The organism is Muriicola sp. (genome assembly GCF_049669965.1).
Lineage (GTDB): Bacteria > Bacteroidota > Bacteroidia > Flavobacteriales > Flavobacteriaceae > Muriicola.
In genome coordinates this window covers 1-16,788 of sequence record NZ_JBATLB010000209.1, presented here as the reverse complement: position 1 = coordinate 16,788, position 16,788 = coordinate 1, and the positions used below count along the sequence as shown (strand labels likewise).

Below are 16,788 nucleotides of genomic sequence, written 5' to 3'. Positions count from 1 at the left end.
ATGAATCAAAAAGTCTATCAACTCACCTATCGATCGAAAGCCCTCCCCAGTATAAAGACTGAACAGATCATGGAGATCGTAGACACTGCCATTGCATTTAACAGGCAGGCGGGGATTACAGGTTGTCTGATCTATGACAGAGGTCATTTTATCCAAATATTGGAAGGAGAACAAGACCCGGTAGATGAATTGTTCAAAAAGATTAAAAAAGATGCCCGGCATACTAACACAGAGATCCTTTCCACCGGCTGGACTAAAAACAAGATTTTTAATTCCTGGAACATGGGCTATATTGAACTACCCGAGGAAATTAAAGGGGAAAAAGAAGAATTGGCCAAAAAGGCAAAAGAGGAATTGGCTAATATTTCTACCATGAACGATTTTACCTCCAAGGTTTTTTGGTATAACATCCACTCCCTTTTAACGGAAACCAAGTTCTACAAATAACATACACAGCCTAACCACCCTTATCTATTGGCTTCTAACAATTCCCTTCGCAACACTATAAAGGACTGCTCAGGAGGGTGTAAAAGGTCTTAATGCCATAAGCAATCTGGCCTATGCGCAGGTTTTCGTTTGGACTGTGCTGATTGTTGTCCGGGTTTACCATGGGCACAATGAATGCAGGGATCTTTAATTCATTTATAAAAGGAGCAATGGGAACCGTGCCTCCCATGATACGTATCTGTACCACAGGTTCCTGAAATGTTTCTCCCAGTACACGCACTAAATAATTTCCATATTCATTATTGAGATCCGTACGGAATGCATCGGTCACAGAGCCCTCTCTTAAGGTAAGTACTTTTGAATGTGCCATTCGTTCCTCACGGGTTGGGATAGTATCGGTAATATAAAATCCTTCTTTCTGAATATAGGATCGTACCAGCTTTTTTAGCCGTGTACCATCAGATTCGGGTACCAACCGAAGGTCTAGCTCGGCCGTGGCTGTAGCAGGTACAATGGTTCTGGCTTTCTCACCGATCCAGGCAGATCCAAGTCCTCTGATGTTTAAAGAAGGATATTGTAAGGATTCCTGATAGAAGTCCCCTACTTTTTCCGGCGTTTTAATGGCAAGATGTGCATTGATGGCTGTGGCATCATCAGGGACACTTTTCAGGATGTTCATGGTGGCATCATCTATGTTGATCCCATCGTAATACCCCGGAATGCTCACCCTTCCTTCGGAATCTTTCATGCTAGCCAGAAGTTGGGCCAATTGAAATCCCGGATTAGGGGCATAATTTCCGTAATGTCCGCTGTGCTGCGGAAACTCCGGGCCGTAGGTGGTGAGGCTAAGGGAGGTAATTCCCCTGCAACCATACACCACGGTGGGTTTTCCTGAAGGATGCACCGGCCCGTCATTGATCACTAAAAAATCGGCCTCCAACAGATCCTTGTACACCTTTACAGCTTTTGGCAGGGGTTTACTGCTTTTCTCTTCCTCCCCATCCAGAATTACCTTAAGGTTAAACGGTATCTGCTTGTTTTCTTTCTTTAAAAGATCAATGGCGTTCAGGAACATAACAATCGGACCTTTATCATCCGAGGTAGACCGTCCGAAAAGTCGCCAGTCATAGTCAATATCTTCTTTTAATTCTTCAAAAGATCTGGTAATAAAACCATCCGCTTCGGGCGACTTTAGTACTACTTTATAAGGATCTGGCTGATCCCATTTAGAAGGATCCACAGACTGTCCGTCGAAGTGCATATAGAATAGTACGGTAGGCTTTTCATCTTCCATGGGCAGTGCCGCGAAGAATAAAGACTGACCCTCTGTGGGCAATACTGAGGTATTAAAACCACGTTTGTTGAATTCTTGTGTTAGCCAATTGAGATTGCGATTAATATCTGCTGTTTGAAGTGCATCGTTGGGGATTGCCACAAATTGGACCAATTCATCTATGGCATGTCTTACCTGCGATTTTAAATCAATATCCACCTGTGGATAGGCAATTGTGCCAATACAAAAAATGGAAATAAGTGTAAAAAGCTTCTTCATGGTATCAAAGATCTATTATGGAATAAATGTAAACAATTCTCAACTCTGTAGCCTAGGGGTTCTTAATTTAATAATTACTACTCGAAGCAATAATAAAAATGGTGTGCCGTGCAGTAGGAGATCAAACCAGTCCATATAAGCCATTCCAACAGCACCGCCTGCCACCCATTTAAGTTTGCCCCAGAGATGGGGTTCCGGAAAATATGGCGCAAGGCCCAGAGTAAGGCAGAGCAAGAGTACCAATTTCCAGTTATCCAGCAGTTTCATATTGACGGTTTTATGGATGTAACAAAAGAGTCGATTCCCTTAGTTCCCTTTTCGGTCAGCATTTTGATAAAGGCAGAACCAATAATAGCACCTTTTGCGTTTTTGGTAGCTTGGTTAAAGGTCGCAGCATTGCTGATCCCAAAACCAACAATCTGTGGATTTTTCAACTTCATGTCCGAAATTCGTTTAAAGTATGCATGTTGTTCTTCCCCAAGGCCATGCTTTGCTCCGGTGGTACTGGCAGAGCTAACCATATAAATAAATCCGTCTGATCCCCGGTCTATTTGATGAATTCTTTCATCACTGGTCTGTGGGGTTATAAGGAAAATATTGAGTAGTCCATGTGCCTTAAATATTTTTTCGTATTCGTCCTGATACACATCGAGGGGAAGATCTGGCAAGATAATCCCGTCAATACCTATTTCCTCACATTTCTTACAAAACGCCTCCACACCATATTGCAGTACAGGGTTAAAATACCCCATGATAACAAGGGGCACAGATACTTTTTTCCGAACATCCTTTAATTGTTCAAAAAGTACCTCTGTGCGCATCCCGTTGCGTAAAGCGGCTGTAGAACTTGCTTGTATGGTAGGGCCGTCTGCGAGGGGGTCGCTAAATGGTAATCCTATTTCTATCATGTCTACTCCTGCTTGTTCTAAGGCCATAAGGATTGGCACGGTATCTCCTAATGACGGGTATCCTGCCGTAAAATAAATAGACAGGAGTTTTTTGTCTTCCCTAATTTTTTGCTGAATTCTGTTCATCCTTTTGTTGTGCTTTTATGGAGCGATACGAGTTTTTTACAATTTAAAATAGTCAATATAGGTTTGTAGGTCTTTGTCGCCCCTTCCTGATAAATTGATGACTATCACTTCATCCCGATCGAATTTTCTATGATCGAAAATTGCAAAGGCGTGAGATGTTTCTATGGCCGGAATGATTCCTTCCAACTTGGAAACCATCAATCCCGCCCTCATGGCCTCATCGTCTGTAATAGAAATAAATTCACCCCGCCCGCTGCGGTATAAATTGGCATGCATTGGCCCCACCCCGGGGTAGTCTAGTCCGGCAGATATAGAATACGGTTCAGTGATCTGCCCGTCTGTTGTCTGCATAAGTAAGGTTTTACTTCCATGGATGATGCCTACTTTTCCCAGGGCTGAGGTAGCTGCACTCTCCCCGGTATGGATCCCTTTTCCGGCAGCTTCTACCGCAATAATCCCTACCTCCTCGTTATCCAGAAAATGGTAGTAGGCTCCGGCAGCATTACTCCCGCCTCCAACACATGCTACCACATAGTCCGGGTTTTCCCTTCCTTCTTTTTCTAACAGCTGACTTTTAATTTCTTCGGAGATGACAGACTGAAACCTCGCCACCATATCGGGGTAGGGGTGAGGCCCCACCACCGAACCAATAATATAATGCGTATTCACAGGATTATTGATCCAATCTCGGATAGCTTCGTTGGTGGCATCTTTCAGTGTGCGGCTACCCGAAAGGGCAGGTCTAACCTCTGCGCCCAACATCTTCATACGGGCAACATTAGGAGCTTGTCTTGTAATGTCTTTTTCCCCCATGTACACAATACATTCTATGCCCATCAAGGCACAAACAGTAGCTGTTGCTACTCCGTGCTGACCTGCACCGGTCTCTGCGATGATCCTATTCTTCCCCAGTTTCTTTGCCATGAGGATCTGCCCAATGGTATTGTTTACTTTATGAGCCCCCGTATGACATAGGTCCTCTCTTTTCAGGTAGATCTTAGTCTGGAATTTTTCTGAAAGCCTATTGGCAAAGTATAATGGCGTTGGTCTTCCAACATAATCTTTTAACAGATGCTGAAATTCTGCCTGGAAGGAAGGATCCTCCATGATCTTGACATAGTTAAGACGAAGTTCTTCTGTATTTGGAAAAAGCATTTCAGGGATAAAAGCCCCTCCAAATTCACCGTAATATCCTTTTTCGTTTGCTTGATATGTATTCATAACAATGGTATTAATTTTCTAGTCTAATTTTTTTCAAAAAGTTTTGTAAATCCTCCGTATTCTTCAATCCGGGACGTATTTCAAATTTGCTGTTCACATCAATCGCATGGCATTTCTGTGCCATGGGAGAAGAAAGGAAATCTGTGAGTTGAGGAACATCCTCAAGACCTATGCCCCCACTTAAAAAGAAAGGAATGTCCGAATTGTAGGCGCTTAAAAGTTCCCAGTTAAACCGAGATCCATTACCACCCGGCATAGGCCCCTTGGTATCAAATAAAAAGTAATCGCAATACGGTTCATAGGCGTGCAAGCTATCAAAGTTAAAACTAGATCCCACGCTGAAGGCTTTTATTATTTTGCAATTCGGGGTAGACTTTTGAAGCTCTGTAGGTTGCAAGGCGAGTTTCTCACGAAGCTGTGCGCAGTAATGAACAGATTCTGTGCCGTGAAGCTGAATGAGATCTAGCGGCATTTGTATCGCTTTCTCTAGTATATCCCCTACCGAAGCATCCACAAATACCCCTACCCGTAGAATTTCTAGAGGTAAGGCGGGTATACTACCCTGGAAATAACGTTTGGAAGGTTCCCAGAATATAAAACCCATGTAGTCTGGTTTCAAAGCTGCCACCTTCTCTATATTTTCCAATGCTCGCATTCCGCAGACCTTTACCTTCATGCGCCTAATTTTTTAATAAAAGCAGTTGCACTCAATCCAGGATCTGCTGAAGCCATAAATGACTCCCCTATCAGGAAACCCTGATAACCTTCCTTGCGCAAACTAAGAACAGCCTCGCTATTGCTAAGACCACTCTCGGAAATTTTTACAAATTCATCCGGAATCATGGAAGCAAGATGCCTGCTGGTGTCCAGGGAAACTTCAAAGTTCTTAAGGTTGCGATTATTTACACCAATCATACTGAGTCCGGGCATTAGGGCATGTTCTAATTCTTGTTCATTATGTACCTCCAACAATACTTCTAATTGCAGTTGGTTTGCCAAGTCCAAGAATTTTTTGATTTCTTCTCTGCTAAGAACAGATGCTATGAGTAAGACAACATCGGCACCATATGCCTTGGCTTCAATCAGCTGAAATTCATCAATAATAAATTCCTTTCGTAACAAGGGCATGTTTACAGTTGCCCTGGCCAAAAGCAGGTCTTCCAGGCTACCTCCAAAAAAATGGCCATCTGTTAGTACAGACATGCCACAAACTCCTGCGGCCGCGTATCCCTGGGCTACTTCCTGCACCGTACTTGTAGAATTGATCACAGATTTAGAGGGAGATCTGCGTTTAAATTCTGCAATGATCCCAGAATTACTGTTCTTCAGGGCATTCGAAAGGGATGTAGTTTCACGGTTGAAGAGCACAGAAGCTTCAAGCTGAGAAGTTGGGAGCAGTGACTTTTTAAGGGCCACTTCCTTTTTTTTCTGTAGTACTATTTTATCTAGTATATCCATTATCTGCTAAGTTCTTGTAAGGTTCGAAAGGCTTTGAGACCCTTTTGACTTTTAAGAGATTCCATTGCAATTTCGAAGCCTTCTCTTGGTAAAAGTTCTTTTGCCGTGGCAATGGCGATTCCCGCATTAGCACAGACCACATTGTTTTGGGCCTCTGTACCTTTACCTTGCAGTATATCCATAAAGATCTGTGCAGATGCTTCAATAGTATTACCTCCTGTAATATCTTCTGCCCTTATAGCTTTTACCCCAAAGTCTTCCGGGACCAACATGGTCTCAGTAGCGTTCGAAATGGTTTTTGTGCGGCCGGTCAACGAAATTTCATCATAGCCATCAAGCGCATGTAGAATGGTATACTTTTTATCTGTATTCTGATAGAGGTAGCCATACATTCTGGCCAGCTCCAGATTAAAAACCCCCACGATCTGATTTTTTGGAAAGGCCGGATTTACCATAGGCCCCAACATGTTGAAAAATGTTTTTACGGCCAATTCCCGACGTATCGGGGCCACATTCTTCATGGCCGGATGAAACAGTGGTGCATGCAATACACAGATCCCGGAAGTCTCGATACATTTTCTTAGAAAATCTGCATCATTGCTGAATTTTATTCCTAAAAATTCCATCACATTGCTGCTGCCACAGGTGGAAGAAACTCCGTAATTTCCATGTTTGGTTACATGAATTCCTGCTCCTGCGGTTACAAACGATGCCAGGGTGGAGATATTAAAAGTATCCTTCCCGTCACCACCGGTGCCGCATAGGTCTATGGGATCAAATTCTTCGAGATCTACTGCCAGGCAAAGATCCAATAAGGCATCACGGAACCCCTCCAATTCTTCAATAGTAACACTCCGCATCATATATACGGTAAGGAATGCAGCGGTCTGCCCGGGATTATAAGCCCCCTTGGCCATATTGATCAATATATACTTGGCATCTTCCTTGTTCAGTATCTCCTGATTGATGAGTCGGTTTAGTATTTCTTTCATGGTGTAGAATGTATCCAGTTCTCTAATATTTTCTTCCCATGTGGCGTCAGTACAGATTCTGGATGAAATTGTACTGCACTCACATCGTATTCCTTGTGTCTTAGAGACATTAATTGTCCTTTGGCATCAAAAGAAGTAGCGATTAACACTTCAGGGAGATCCGGATCTACTACCCAGGAATGGTATCTGCCAACTTCTAAAGTATTGGGAAGACCTTTAAAAATTGGATCGTCCTTTACGATCTCTATAGTAGTGGCTACCCCGTGAAAAACCTCATCCAGGTTAATTAATCGGCCCCCAAAGACTTCTCCTATGGCCTGTTGTCCTAAACAAACCCCAAAGATGCTTTTAGTTGGGGCATAGGCTGCAATGATCGCTTTTAACAATCCTGCCTCCTCTGGGATACCCGGACCAGGTGAAAGAACTATCTTCTCAAAGGCATCTACCTCTTCCAGGCTTAATTTATCGTTCCTCTTAACAACCACTTTGCAATCCAGGGCCTCCAGATAATGCACCAGATTGTAAGTAAAACTATCGTAATTATCAATCACCAGTACTTCCATCATTGCTAAAGTTCTTCTGCTATTTCAAGGGCTTTTGTCAAGGCTCCTAGTTTATTATATGTTTCCTGCAGTTCATTCTCAGCGTTTGAGTTGGCAACAAGTCCGGCGCCGGCCTGGTAATACAGGGTATGATCCTTACTGAGGAAGGTTCGGATCATTATGGCATGGTTAAAATTTCCCTGAAAATCCATAAAGCCAATAGCACCGCCGTAATATCCTCTGTTGGTGGGCTCATAGGCCTCAATGAGTTGCATGGCCCGGTGCTTTGGGGCACCGCTTAATGTGCCGGCAGGAAAAGTATCTGCTACCACTTTAAGGGTAGGGATCTCTTTTTTCTTTTGCCCGGTAACCTTGGATACCAGATGGATCACATGAGAGAAGTATTGTACTTCGCGATAATTTTCCACTTTTACCATGTTTCCGTTCCGGCTGAGGTCGTTCCTTGCCAGATCTACCAGCATTACATGTTCGCTGTTTTCTTTGGCATCTTCGGTAAGCTTTTTTGCAAGTATGGCATCTTCTTCATCATTGCCGGTCCTTTTAAAGGTTCCTGCAATGGGATGGATCTCTGCTTTTCCATCTTTCACAATAATCTGTGCTTCCGGGGAACTTCCGAAGATCTTAAAATCACCGTAATCAAAATAGAATAGATACGGGGATGGATTTACAGATCTCAAGGCTCTGTACACATTAAAGTCATCGCCTTTAAAAGCCTGTGAAAATCTTCGGGACAGTACCAATTGAAAAACATCTCCTCTATGGCAGTGTTCTTTTGCAAGTTTTACATGTTCCTTAAATTCTTTATCCTCTAAGTTGGTGGAAGGTGTTCCTTGTTTTTCGAAATTATAGGAGGAAAAATTACGAGAGTTTAGCAGCTGTTCTATGTATTCAATATTGCTTTCCTGATCATAGCAATGCGCAAAGATATAGGCCTCATTCTTAAAATGGTTTATCGCAATTATGTTTTGATAGACCGCGTAATAAACATCGGGTATCGGAACTGAATTTTCTTTTTTGTTGATTTCGATATCTTCAAAATACCTCACCGCATCATAGGCGATATATCCGAATAGCCCATTGTTTATAAATTTGAAATCTTTTTGAATTGCTTCAAATTTTCCTGCAAAGTTGTGTATTTCCCTAGCTACATCCGTGGTATTGTCTATAGATAGTTCCTTTTTTTTGCCATCGGGAAATTGCTCTAGGATCCTTTCATTTTCGATGGTAATAGAGGCAATGGGGTTACAGCAGATATAGGAAAAGGTATTATCATTGGCCCGGTAATCACTACTCTCCAATAAGATACTATTGGGAAATTTATCTCGTATCTTGAGATAGACACTCACAGGAGTAATGGTATCTGCCAGGATCTTCTTAAAATGTGTCTTTAGTTTATAACGCATTGGATCTTCACTTTTAATCTTGCATGTTTAATTTTCAGGGGATAAAAACAAAAAGGCTTGTCGTGATAGACAAGCCTTTTCGTACAGTAGTACTTCAATGTGCTTCGCTCACGACATAGGACGTAAGTGATACCACCACCAAGTATTTACTGAATTTCTTTTCATTGCTCCAAAGATAGGAAGGAATTTTATATTTACAAATCAAATTACCCGAATCTTAAACGATTGTGGGGGTCAATAAAAAATTGAGGACATGCTAATACTTTAGTTCCATGCGCTCGGAACGGTACAGGATATCTGTTTGCCCCCAGGAACTCGTTTTATTTCCATTTTTACTTTTAAAATACAAGCTGGCCTCAAAGACAACCTTACCCGACTCGTAATCTACTTCCACAATTTTTCCTAACAAGTTTGAACCTTTTTTGATGTATCCGGAGGTGACCAAAACATTATTTGCAGCAGGCAGGAAATCAACATCACTCACAATGGTTGAAAAGAATTCCTGTCCTCGTTCTTTTCCGTACTGCCAAACCTGACTCACCGTTTTCTCGTCTTCGTCTATAAGGTATTCTACGGCACGGGAATATTGATTTTTATTCTCAAAATTTCGGTAGGTGCCATTGTCAAAAGCCAGCAGATTGCCATCAGGCATATAAACAGGAGCGTGTGGCCCCCAAGAATAATCGAATGAATCGCTACTTTCTACGCCTTCCTGTACCAATTTTGGATAAGGCCTGCCAAGAGAATCAATAGCGGTTAAAACAAACGGGGCTGTTTCAGATCCGCTGCCATCCCTGCCGGCTTTACCCCAGCTCTTGTTGGAAGCCAGGATCCACTGTAATTTGTTATTCCAGGAGATTTTAAACAGGCCCTGATTTTTTCCTGAGACAACAATAGAATTATCTCTTTCGTCAAATGCCAACCCATTCATATGAAGCCAGTCCCCAGGCCTGTAAAAGTTGAGGTCGTCCCTACTCACGTCCAAAACTTTGGCCACATCCCACTCCCTGATGATCTTGGATTTTTTTCGATCAAATAAAATGATAAAGTCACTGTCCGACACTTCAAATTGTTCGTTCAGGGTAATAAAATTATTCTTTTTCCCCACGCAAATAAGCAGCTTGCCGTCGGGGATTTCTACCACATCGTGGTGCATCCCGTAATTTGGATTTATATCTGTCTTTTTTAAAGGTTTTCCCAGCATATCAAATTCATAGATGGTATTACGGGTAACCATGAGGAGGGTTCCATCTCTAAGACGTTGAAACGGACTTACCATTTCTGCAGCAAAACTCAGATCCAGGTACCAGCGTACTTTTCCTTCATCGTCAAAAATAAACGGACCGGAATTAAAGGATCCCTTATTTGCAAAGTGGATGTCGCAGGCATGCATTCCCTTATCCATGTTGTTCCGATCTATAGTATCGATCACTATGTTTGGGAAATGGGAAGGGAGTGTTGCGGTAATAATTTCCAGGGTATCTTTTACCATGCCGCCCTCATATTCCAATGTAACTACTACCTTATTAATGGCATTGGGGTAAAGCCCAACTACCGGGACCTCTAAATTAGTGGATCTGGCATCAAATTCCTGTTCAAGGGGAATGCTACCCAGTACGTTTACAGTGGCCTTCACAGGTTTTTCTGCTTCTATATGTAAACTAGCCGTCAAAGGAGCAATTTTATGGGGGTTAAGCGTAGTTTCTATGGAATAGTCAAACCCCGAATTACAACCGGTGAGGAAGAGACAAAGGATAATATAGAACGACAATGGGCGAAGGGATTTTTGAAAAGCCATGTTGAATATTTTTTCAAAAATAATGGATTACCCAAACTTCTTTGCCATCAAAGAGCTCAGAATAAAAAAAATCCCGGATATATTATATATCCGGGATCGTATTTAGGGGTTTACTTCTTAGAAAACAAGATCTACAACCAGGTCAAATTCATCATAGATGGTTTTGTCTCCCAGGTTGTCAAAGAAACTTCCAGATCCGTAACGCACATTGTAATTGGCTCTGTCTACTTTTACAGCGGCGGTTGCTTTGCTGCCGTAGATTGATAGATCAAAAGTTACGGGCTTAGTGATGCCTTTGATAGTTAGGTTTCCCGTTACCTCGTAGGAGTTTTTGCCGGTCGACTTTACCTCTGTAAATATCAGGGTAGAAGATGGATGATTTTCCACTCCGAAGAAATCATCAGACTTTAGGTGTCCTTCTAGTTTTGCTTTGGAACCGCCCTCCAGATCTGTGGCAATAAGGCTGGTCATATCAACTGCGAAATTTCCGCCAATAAGCATGTCCTCCTCAAAAGTTAGGGTGCCTTCTGTTAGTTGTACAACTCCGGAATGAGACCCGGTAACCTTATAGGCTTTCCACATGACAGAGCTTTCTGTTATTTTAACTTCTTTTGTTACAGGCTCTGTTGCTAAAGCAGGACTTGCAGAAGCTATTGCTCCAAAAACGATGGCAATGGCCAAACTCAATACATTTCTTTTCATAATAATCTTGTTACTTTTTAATAATAATTGTTTAACTGATGGATTTATATATGTGTAAATAAACTTTCCTTTGTTTTTCTTACTTTTTTGTAATGTTGGGTTTCATCATCCTTTGATCTGTATCCCAATGCCACTACTACGGCAGTTGTTAGTCCTTTAGCATCCAGACCGAGTATAGAATCGTAATCTTCAACTTCAAATCCCTCCATAGGACAGGCATCGACTTCCATGGCTCCGGCGGCAGACAATAAATTTCCTAAGGCGATATAGGTTTGCTTGGCGGTCCAGTTTTCTTTAACATCGGCAGGCAGATCCACTAACTTCGACTTCATAAAGTCGCCATAGCCTTTCAGCCCATCCAGAGGAACTTCTCTTACTTCACTCACGTCACTTAGGTAATTGTCTATGAGTTCTGGTCCAAAATTCTTCTTATTCGCAAAAACTATTAAGTGTGATGCATCTGTGATTTGAGATTGTCCCCAGGAAACTTCTTTTAAGGATTTTCTGATCTCAGCATCGGTGATAACAAAAACGTGATAAGGTTGCAGACCAAAAGAGGATGCACTTAAACGCGTTGCTTCTAATAACAGCTCCAGGTCATTTTGTGAGATATTCTGTGTACTGTCAAACTTTTTGGTGGCGTAGCGCCATTCGAGACTTTTAATATAATCGTTCATAAGGTTTTTAAAATTTATCTAATAAAGAATTCAATGTTTGTAAATCCTGTTCTGTGAGTTCTTCCACCAGGTCAGATTCTGTTTTTTGCATCACAATATCCATGTCACTTAAGACTTTCAGGCCCTTCTCAGTGATCGTAATCTCTATCTTTCTTCGGTTTTCTTCACACACGGATCGGTCCACAAAACCTTTGATCAACAATTTATCTACCAATCTTGTGGTGTTGCTCATTTTACTAACCATGCGCTCATTCAGGGTAGTCAGGTTAGCCGGAGTATTTCCCTGACCCCTTAATATTCTCAGTACATTAAATTGCTGTAAGGACACCCCGTATGGTTTTAAGGCAGTACTAATAGTCTCATTCACTTTATTGTTAACTAACATTAAATGAATAAGTGTTCTGCTTTTCAACGGAATGGTTTTTTTTGTTTTTATTATTTCCTCTACATTCATGTAACTACAACAATTGTATATACAAATGTATGCAATAAAAAATAAGTTTATTCATCGCCTTATGCTAAAAAGGTGTTAAATAATTATACCTGTCTTATACTCCCCTCGGGTCAAAAAGGGGGTCATGGCATAGTAGATTATTGGGAAGTATTTTTATTTTTGCACCTTAAAGCGAGAAACTATGGCAGATCTATCACAGGAAGAATGGGCATTACAGCTAAAGGAAGACCCTAAGGGCATTGTACTGGACGTTCGTACCCCGGAGGAAGTGGAGGAAGGGATAATTGGCGAGGCAATACATCTCGACATATATACAGGTCAGGCATTCGTAGATGCGATACAGGAATTGGATAAGACCAAGAATTACTACGTTTATTGCCGCTCTGGTAACAGAAGTGGACAAGCCTGTGCCATCATGAACAGCTTGGGTTTTGCCAATGCCTATAATCTCAAAGGGGGCATTCTGGAATGGGAGGGAAAACTTTCCTAGCCGCTGTTAAAAAAATATACGCCTGATTCCCGCTTGCAGCGGGAATTTTTATTTTGTGAGAATGAGAGAGGCCATTCTACATTTTATTTGGCAGGGACAAAAATTTCCAGTAAAGGAGTTACGCACAACGTTGGGCCTACCCATCAGCGTGCTAGATACCGGAAGGCCTAACACTTTATCGGGTCCGGATTTTCTCAATGCCCATATTCGTATAGACAATCAGCAATGGGTGGGCCATATTGAACTTCATGTTAAAGCCTCTGACTGGTATGTACATCAGCATCAGAGGGATGCCGCTTATGAGAATGTTATTCTTCATGTGGTATGGGTGGCAGATACCCCAGTGACTCGCAAAGATGGCTCAAACATCCCCACGCTGGTGCTAAATGAGTATATCCGGGAAGAGGAGATGACAAAATTTTGGCATCTGTTTTTCAATAAAAAAGAACACAGCTTGATCTGTGAAGCAGATATCGGGAAGATAGATGCTACCATCCTTAGTCCATGGATAGATAAGTTGTTTCAGCGCCGAATAGCCCATAAAGTCAGGCTTATTCAGGAATGGCTACTGGAAAGCGGTCAGGATTGGGAACAGGTTTTTTTTATGGCCCTTCTCAAAAGTTTTGGCCTGAATATAAACGGTGCCACTTTCCTAAGCCTTGGAAAGGCACTTAATTACAGTATTATCAGAAAGAACGCACACAATGCTTTTTTGTTGGAAAGTATGTTCTTTGGTATGACAGGCTTATTAGTTACGGATAAAATATCTGATCCTTACTACCTTCAATTAAAATCGGCCTACAAGTACCTGCAGACTAAATATAAATTAAGGGATGAGTCTGTCTTTCAACCAGAATTCTTTTCGCTGAGGCCCTATAATTTTCCTACCCTAAGACTGTCTCAGATCGCAAATCTTTACCACCATAATCCTGCCTTGTTTATGGCTGTTGTCAAAGCTACTTCTCTTAAGTCGCTCAGAACCTTACTTCAAACGAATGCCAGTGCCTATTGGGACACCCATTATGTCTTTGGCAAAACAACAGCCTGTAACCCCAAGAAAATTAGCAGGCAATTTACGGACCTTCTCATTTTAAATGCAGTACTTCCCATTAGGGAAGCGTACCATCAGAATAAGGGCAGTTCAGATTTAAATTTCTTAACTTCCGTTGCTCAGGAGCTGAGTGCTGAAAGGAATAAAATTATACGTCTCTTTCAAACAAACGGAGTACAAGCATCCAATGCTTATCAAACTCAGGCCCTCTTGGAATTGTACCATCAGTATTGCACAAAAAATAAGTGCTTACATTGCACCCTGGGAAGGCATTTATTGTACGAAAAATAGTAATTTTAGTGCATGAATGTCTTTTATCAACTTTTGTATTTTTTTCAAAAGCGAGGTTTTGAGGTGTCCCGCCGAATTGCAGAACGATTGGGAATCAGAGCAAGGGTTGTTCGCACCACCTTTATCTATCTCACCTTTGTTACCCTTGGTTTTGGATTTGCACTGTATTTATTTTTGGCCTTTTGGCTTAAGATCAAAGATCTTGTTTACACAAAACGAACATCTGTTTTTGACCTCTAACTATGATTAGACTTTTTCGTTCTAAAATCTATCTTGCCATAGCCCTTATGGTAGCTGTTTTGACAGTTGGCGTATTTGGTTTTCGCTTTATTTCTAATTACAATTGGTTAGACGCTTTTTATATGACGATCATTACAGTGTCTACCGTAGGATTCGCAGAAGTCCGCCCGCTTGACGCACATGCCAAAATATTCACGGCCTTACTAATCGTTAGTAGTGTCATAATTTTTTCCTTCGCCATTTCAGTAATCACAGAATACATACTAAGCAGAAATTCCTTACAACTCTTAAAAAAGAAAAAAGTGAAAAACCAGATCCAAAACTTATCCAATCATGTAATTGTATGTGGATATGGTCGCAACGGGATGCAGGCGGCCGAAAGGCTCAAGGCGTATAAACAGCCGTTCATTGTTGTTGAAAGAGAAAAAGAGATCATAGAGAAATATGAAGACTCGGTCCTGTTCATGGAAGGAGACGCCAATGATGACAATGTCTTAATAGAGGCAGGTGTTGAGCGGGCCAGCTATTTGATTGCGGCATTGCCAGATGATGCAGAGAATTTATTTGTGGTTTTATCTGCCAGGCAATTAAATAAGTCACTTTTTATCATATCAAGGGCTTCCAAGGTTACTTCTCAAAAGAAGCTCTTATTGGGAGGGGCCAATAAAGTGATCATGCCCGATAAGATTGGGGGAGATCATATGGCATCTCTGGTGGTGATCCCGGACCTTATTACCTTTATGGACAAATTATCGATGGAAGGGGAGCACACAACCAACCTTGAGGAAGTGGCCATCGAAGACTTTTCAGATCAGGTAGAATGCAATTCCTTGCGAGATCTCGATTTACGAAGGAAAACCGGTTGCACCATTATAGGTTATATAGAACCCAACGGGAACTATATTATCAATCCAGAGGCCGATTTGCCACTCCAACCCAATAGTAAGGTAATTGTATTGGGAAGACCGGAACAAATCCGCAAACTGAATGAAATGTTCCATATCAGAGCTTGATATTTGGGAAAGAATATTTGATTGCGTTGATATTTTTTAGGATATTGCCCGCCATGATATCCGTCCATCCTTAATTTTAATCCAAAACAAAATATGAAGACATTTATTTACTGCATCTCATTACTTTTCAGTATTTCAGTATGCTCACAGGGTCTTGAAGTAAAAGGCAAAACAGTAAATCCTTCAGATAATATAAATGACGGTGTAATACAACTAGAAGTTGAAGGTGGAACCCCGCCTTATTCCTATAAATGGAGCAATCAACAAACCCCGTTAAGTTCTCCAACATCGAGTGGATTGGTGGAAGGCATTCCGTATACCGTAACAGTTACAGATGCCGCAGGGCAATCTGTGACTCAGGAGTACAAAATAGAAACCCAATCGATCACCGAAGTTTTTAATGGCACCATGACGCCTGCCGTAAGCGCGCTGGGAAGTATTCTTTTCTGGGATCCTTTTGAAGCAACTGGCATATATGATCCGGTAGTTTATGCAGATATGAAGCTGGTGGCCACTCCGGGATGGTCCGCAACCGTAGAGGATAAGTTTGTACTAAAAAAATGGTTGCTAATAGAAGGAACAGAAGTAGCTAAAGGAGAAAGCATAGCACTGGTAAGCAGCAAAGATGGATCGGTTGATACCGTTATGGCCACTGCAGCCGGGAAACTAAAATACCTGGTAGCAGAAGGTTCCGTGATCTATAATTCTGATAATAAGGAGCACGTTATAGAGCAAGGCGCCCATTATTTAGCTGAAATTCAGTACGATAGCCCCGAAATTATAAGACACCCCAATGGTGATCCTATTACCAAGCCTATTCCTTTCATCGTTATTTGGCTGGTTCTTGGAGCTACATTTTTCACTCTTAGAATGGGTTTTATAAATATTCGCGGATTTCGCCATTCTATAGATCTTGCCAAAGGGAAATATGATGATCCTGAGGCACCCGGACAGGTAACTCATTTTCAGGCCTTGGCAACCGCCGTGTCTGGGACCGTAGGACTAGGGAATATTGCAGGGGTAGCGGTAGCCGTTTCTTTAGGAGGCGCAGGAGCCACTTTCTGGATGATCGTTTGTGGATTACTAGGGATGTCTTCCAAATTTGTAGAATGTACCCTGGGCGTAAAGTACAGGGATATCTTGCCAGATGGCCGTGTTTTTGGAGGACCTATGAATTATCTGAGATATGGTCTTGAAAAAAGAAATCTAAAGGGCTTTGGAAAAGTACTGGCCGGAGTATTTGCCGTGCTAGCTGTAGGAGCATCTTTCGGAGGGGGAAATATGTTTCAGGCCAATCAGTCCTTTGAGCAATTGGCAGGTCAGTTTACCATGTTAGAGGGCAACGGATTCTGGTTTGGAATCATTACCGCCATCCTGGTTGGAGTGGTCATCATTGGGGGTA

Annotated in this window: 19 protein-coding genes; 6 read left to right on the top strand and 13 right to left on the bottom strand. The window is 41.9% G+C overall.

All coding sequences use genetic code 11. The annotated features are described in order from the left end of the window. Entirely contained in the window at positions 1 to 447 is a 447-nt protein-coding gene (locus WBM49_RS10720; RefSeq protein ID WP_424372045.1) for a BLUF domain-containing protein, read from the top strand. Between the two features lie 55 nt (positions 448 to 502). Here WBM49_RS10720 and WBM49_RS10715 read toward each other — a convergent pair whose 3' ends face one another. The 13 genes from WBM49_RS10715 to WBM49_RS10655 form a co-directional block, all read right to left on the bottom strand. Continuing rightward, positions 503 to 1,999 (bottom strand): M20/M25/M40 family metallo-hydrolase, encoded by a 1,497-nt coding sequence (locus tag WBM49_RS10715; protein WP_424372044.1) that lies wholly within the window; start codon positions 1,997 to 1,999, stop codon positions 503 to 505. A gap of 39 nt (positions 2,000 to 2,038) precedes the next feature. After that, positions 2,039 to 2,266: a hypothetical protein gene (locus WBM49_RS10710; RefSeq protein ID WP_424372043.1), complete on the bottom strand. Its 228-nt coding sequence runs from the start codon at positions 2,264 to 2,266 to the stop codon at positions 2,039 to 2,041. Then, positions 2,263 to 3,033: a tryptophan synthase subunit alpha gene (gene trpA / locus WBM49_RS10705; RefSeq protein ID WP_424372042.1), complete on the bottom strand. Its 771-nt coding sequence runs from the start codon at positions 3,031 to 3,033 to the stop codon at positions 2,263 to 2,265. Before trpA ends, WBM49_RS10710 begins: the two co-directional genes overlap by 4 nt. Before the next feature lie 36 nt (positions 3,034 to 3,069). Further along, positions 3,070 to 4,254 carry a tryptophan synthase subunit beta gene (gene trpB / locus WBM49_RS10700; protein ID WP_424372041.1) on the bottom strand — a complete coding sequence of 395 codons (1,185 nt, stop codon included), beginning with the start codon at positions 4,252 to 4,254 and terminating at the stop codon, positions 3,070 to 3,072. Positions 4,255 to 4,264: 10 nt separating this feature from the next. Further along, a complete protein-coding gene (locus WBM49_RS10695) occupies positions 4,265 to 4,930 on the bottom strand; it encodes a phosphoribosylanthranilate isomerase (RefSeq protein WP_424372040.1) in 666 nt (221 codons plus the stop codon). After that, on the bottom strand, positions 4,927 to 5,712 hold the full coding sequence (trpC, locus tag WBM49_RS10690) for an indole-3-glycerol phosphate synthase TrpC (protein ID WP_424372039.1): 786 nt from the start codon (positions 5,710 to 5,712) through the stop codon (positions 4,927 to 4,929). Before trpC ends, WBM49_RS10695 begins: the two co-directional genes overlap by 4 nt. Further along, positions 5,712 to 6,704, bottom strand: coding sequence for an anthranilate phosphoribosyltransferase (gene trpD / locus WBM49_RS10685; RefSeq protein ID WP_424372038.1), 993 nt, complete (start codon positions 6,702 to 6,704; stop codon positions 5,712 to 5,714). The genes trpC and trpD overlap by 1 nt, the downstream gene beginning before the upstream one ends. Next, positions 6,701 to 7,270, bottom strand: a complete 570-nt coding sequence (locus WBM49_RS10680; protein ID WP_424372037.1) for an anthranilate synthase component II — start codon at positions 7,268 to 7,270, stop codon at positions 6,701 to 6,703. Before WBM49_RS10680 ends, trpD begins: the two co-directional genes overlap by 4 nt. 2 nt (positions 7,271 to 7,272) lie before the next feature. Continuing rightward, complete coding sequence (locus WBM49_RS10675) at positions 7,273 to 8,670, bottom strand: anthranilate synthase component I family protein (RefSeq protein WP_424372036.1); 1,398 nt, start codon at positions 8,668 to 8,670, stop codon at positions 7,273 to 7,275. Between the two features lie 256 nt (positions 8,671 to 8,926). Then, positions 8,927 to 10,468 (bottom strand): aryl-sulfate sulfotransferase, encoded by a 1,542-nt coding sequence (locus WBM49_RS10670; protein WP_424372035.1) that lies wholly within the window; start codon positions 10,466 to 10,468, stop codon positions 8,927 to 8,929. A 117-nt stretch (positions 10,469 to 10,585) separates the two neighbouring features. Next, positions 10,586 to 11,170, bottom strand: coding sequence for a YceI family protein (locus tag WBM49_RS10665; protein WP_424372034.1), 585 nt, complete (start codon positions 11,168 to 11,170; stop codon positions 10,586 to 10,588). Positions 11,171 to 11,214: 44 nt separating this feature from the next. After that, positions 11,215 to 11,847: an NAD(P)H-dependent oxidoreductase gene (locus tag WBM49_RS10660; RefSeq protein ID WP_424372033.1), complete on the bottom strand. Its 633-nt coding sequence runs from the start codon at positions 11,845 to 11,847 to the stop codon at positions 11,215 to 11,217. A 7-nt stretch (positions 11,848 to 11,854) separates the two neighbouring features. After that, entirely contained in the window at positions 11,855 to 12,259 is a 405-nt protein-coding gene (locus tag WBM49_RS10655) for a MarR family winged helix-turn-helix transcriptional regulator (protein WP_424372032.1), read from the bottom strand. Between the two features lie 223 nt (positions 12,260 to 12,482). On the opposite strand from WBM49_RS10655, the gene WBM49_RS10650 reads away from it, so the two are divergent. The 5 genes from WBM49_RS10650 to WBM49_RS10630 all read left to right on the top strand — a co-directional run. Beyond that, positions 12,483 to 12,791, top strand: a complete 309-nt coding sequence (locus WBM49_RS10650) for a rhodanese-like domain-containing protein (RefSeq protein ID WP_424372031.1) — start codon at positions 12,483 to 12,485, stop codon at positions 12,789 to 12,791. A 61-nt stretch (positions 12,792 to 12,852) separates the two neighbouring features. Beyond that, positions 12,853 to 14,133, top strand: a complete 1,281-nt coding sequence (locus WBM49_RS10645) for a DUF2851 family protein (RefSeq protein WP_424372030.1) — start codon at positions 12,853 to 12,855, stop codon at positions 14,131 to 14,133. Between the two features lie 12 nt (positions 14,134 to 14,145). Then, complete coding sequence (locus tag WBM49_RS10640) at positions 14,146 to 14,373, top strand: PspC domain-containing protein (protein WP_424372029.1); 228 nt, start codon at positions 14,146 to 14,148, stop codon at positions 14,371 to 14,373. Positions 14,374 to 14,375: 2 nt separating this feature from the next. Continuing rightward, positions 14,376 to 15,386, top strand: coding sequence for a potassium channel family protein (locus WBM49_RS10635; protein ID WP_424372028.1), 1,011 nt, complete (start codon positions 14,376 to 14,378; stop codon positions 15,384 to 15,386). Positions 15,387 to 15,479: 93 nt separating this feature from the next. Further along, on the top strand, positions 15,480 to 16,788 hold a 1,309-nt coding region (locus tag WBM49_RS10630), incomplete at its 3' end, for an alanine:cation symporter family protein (RefSeq protein ID WP_424372027.1).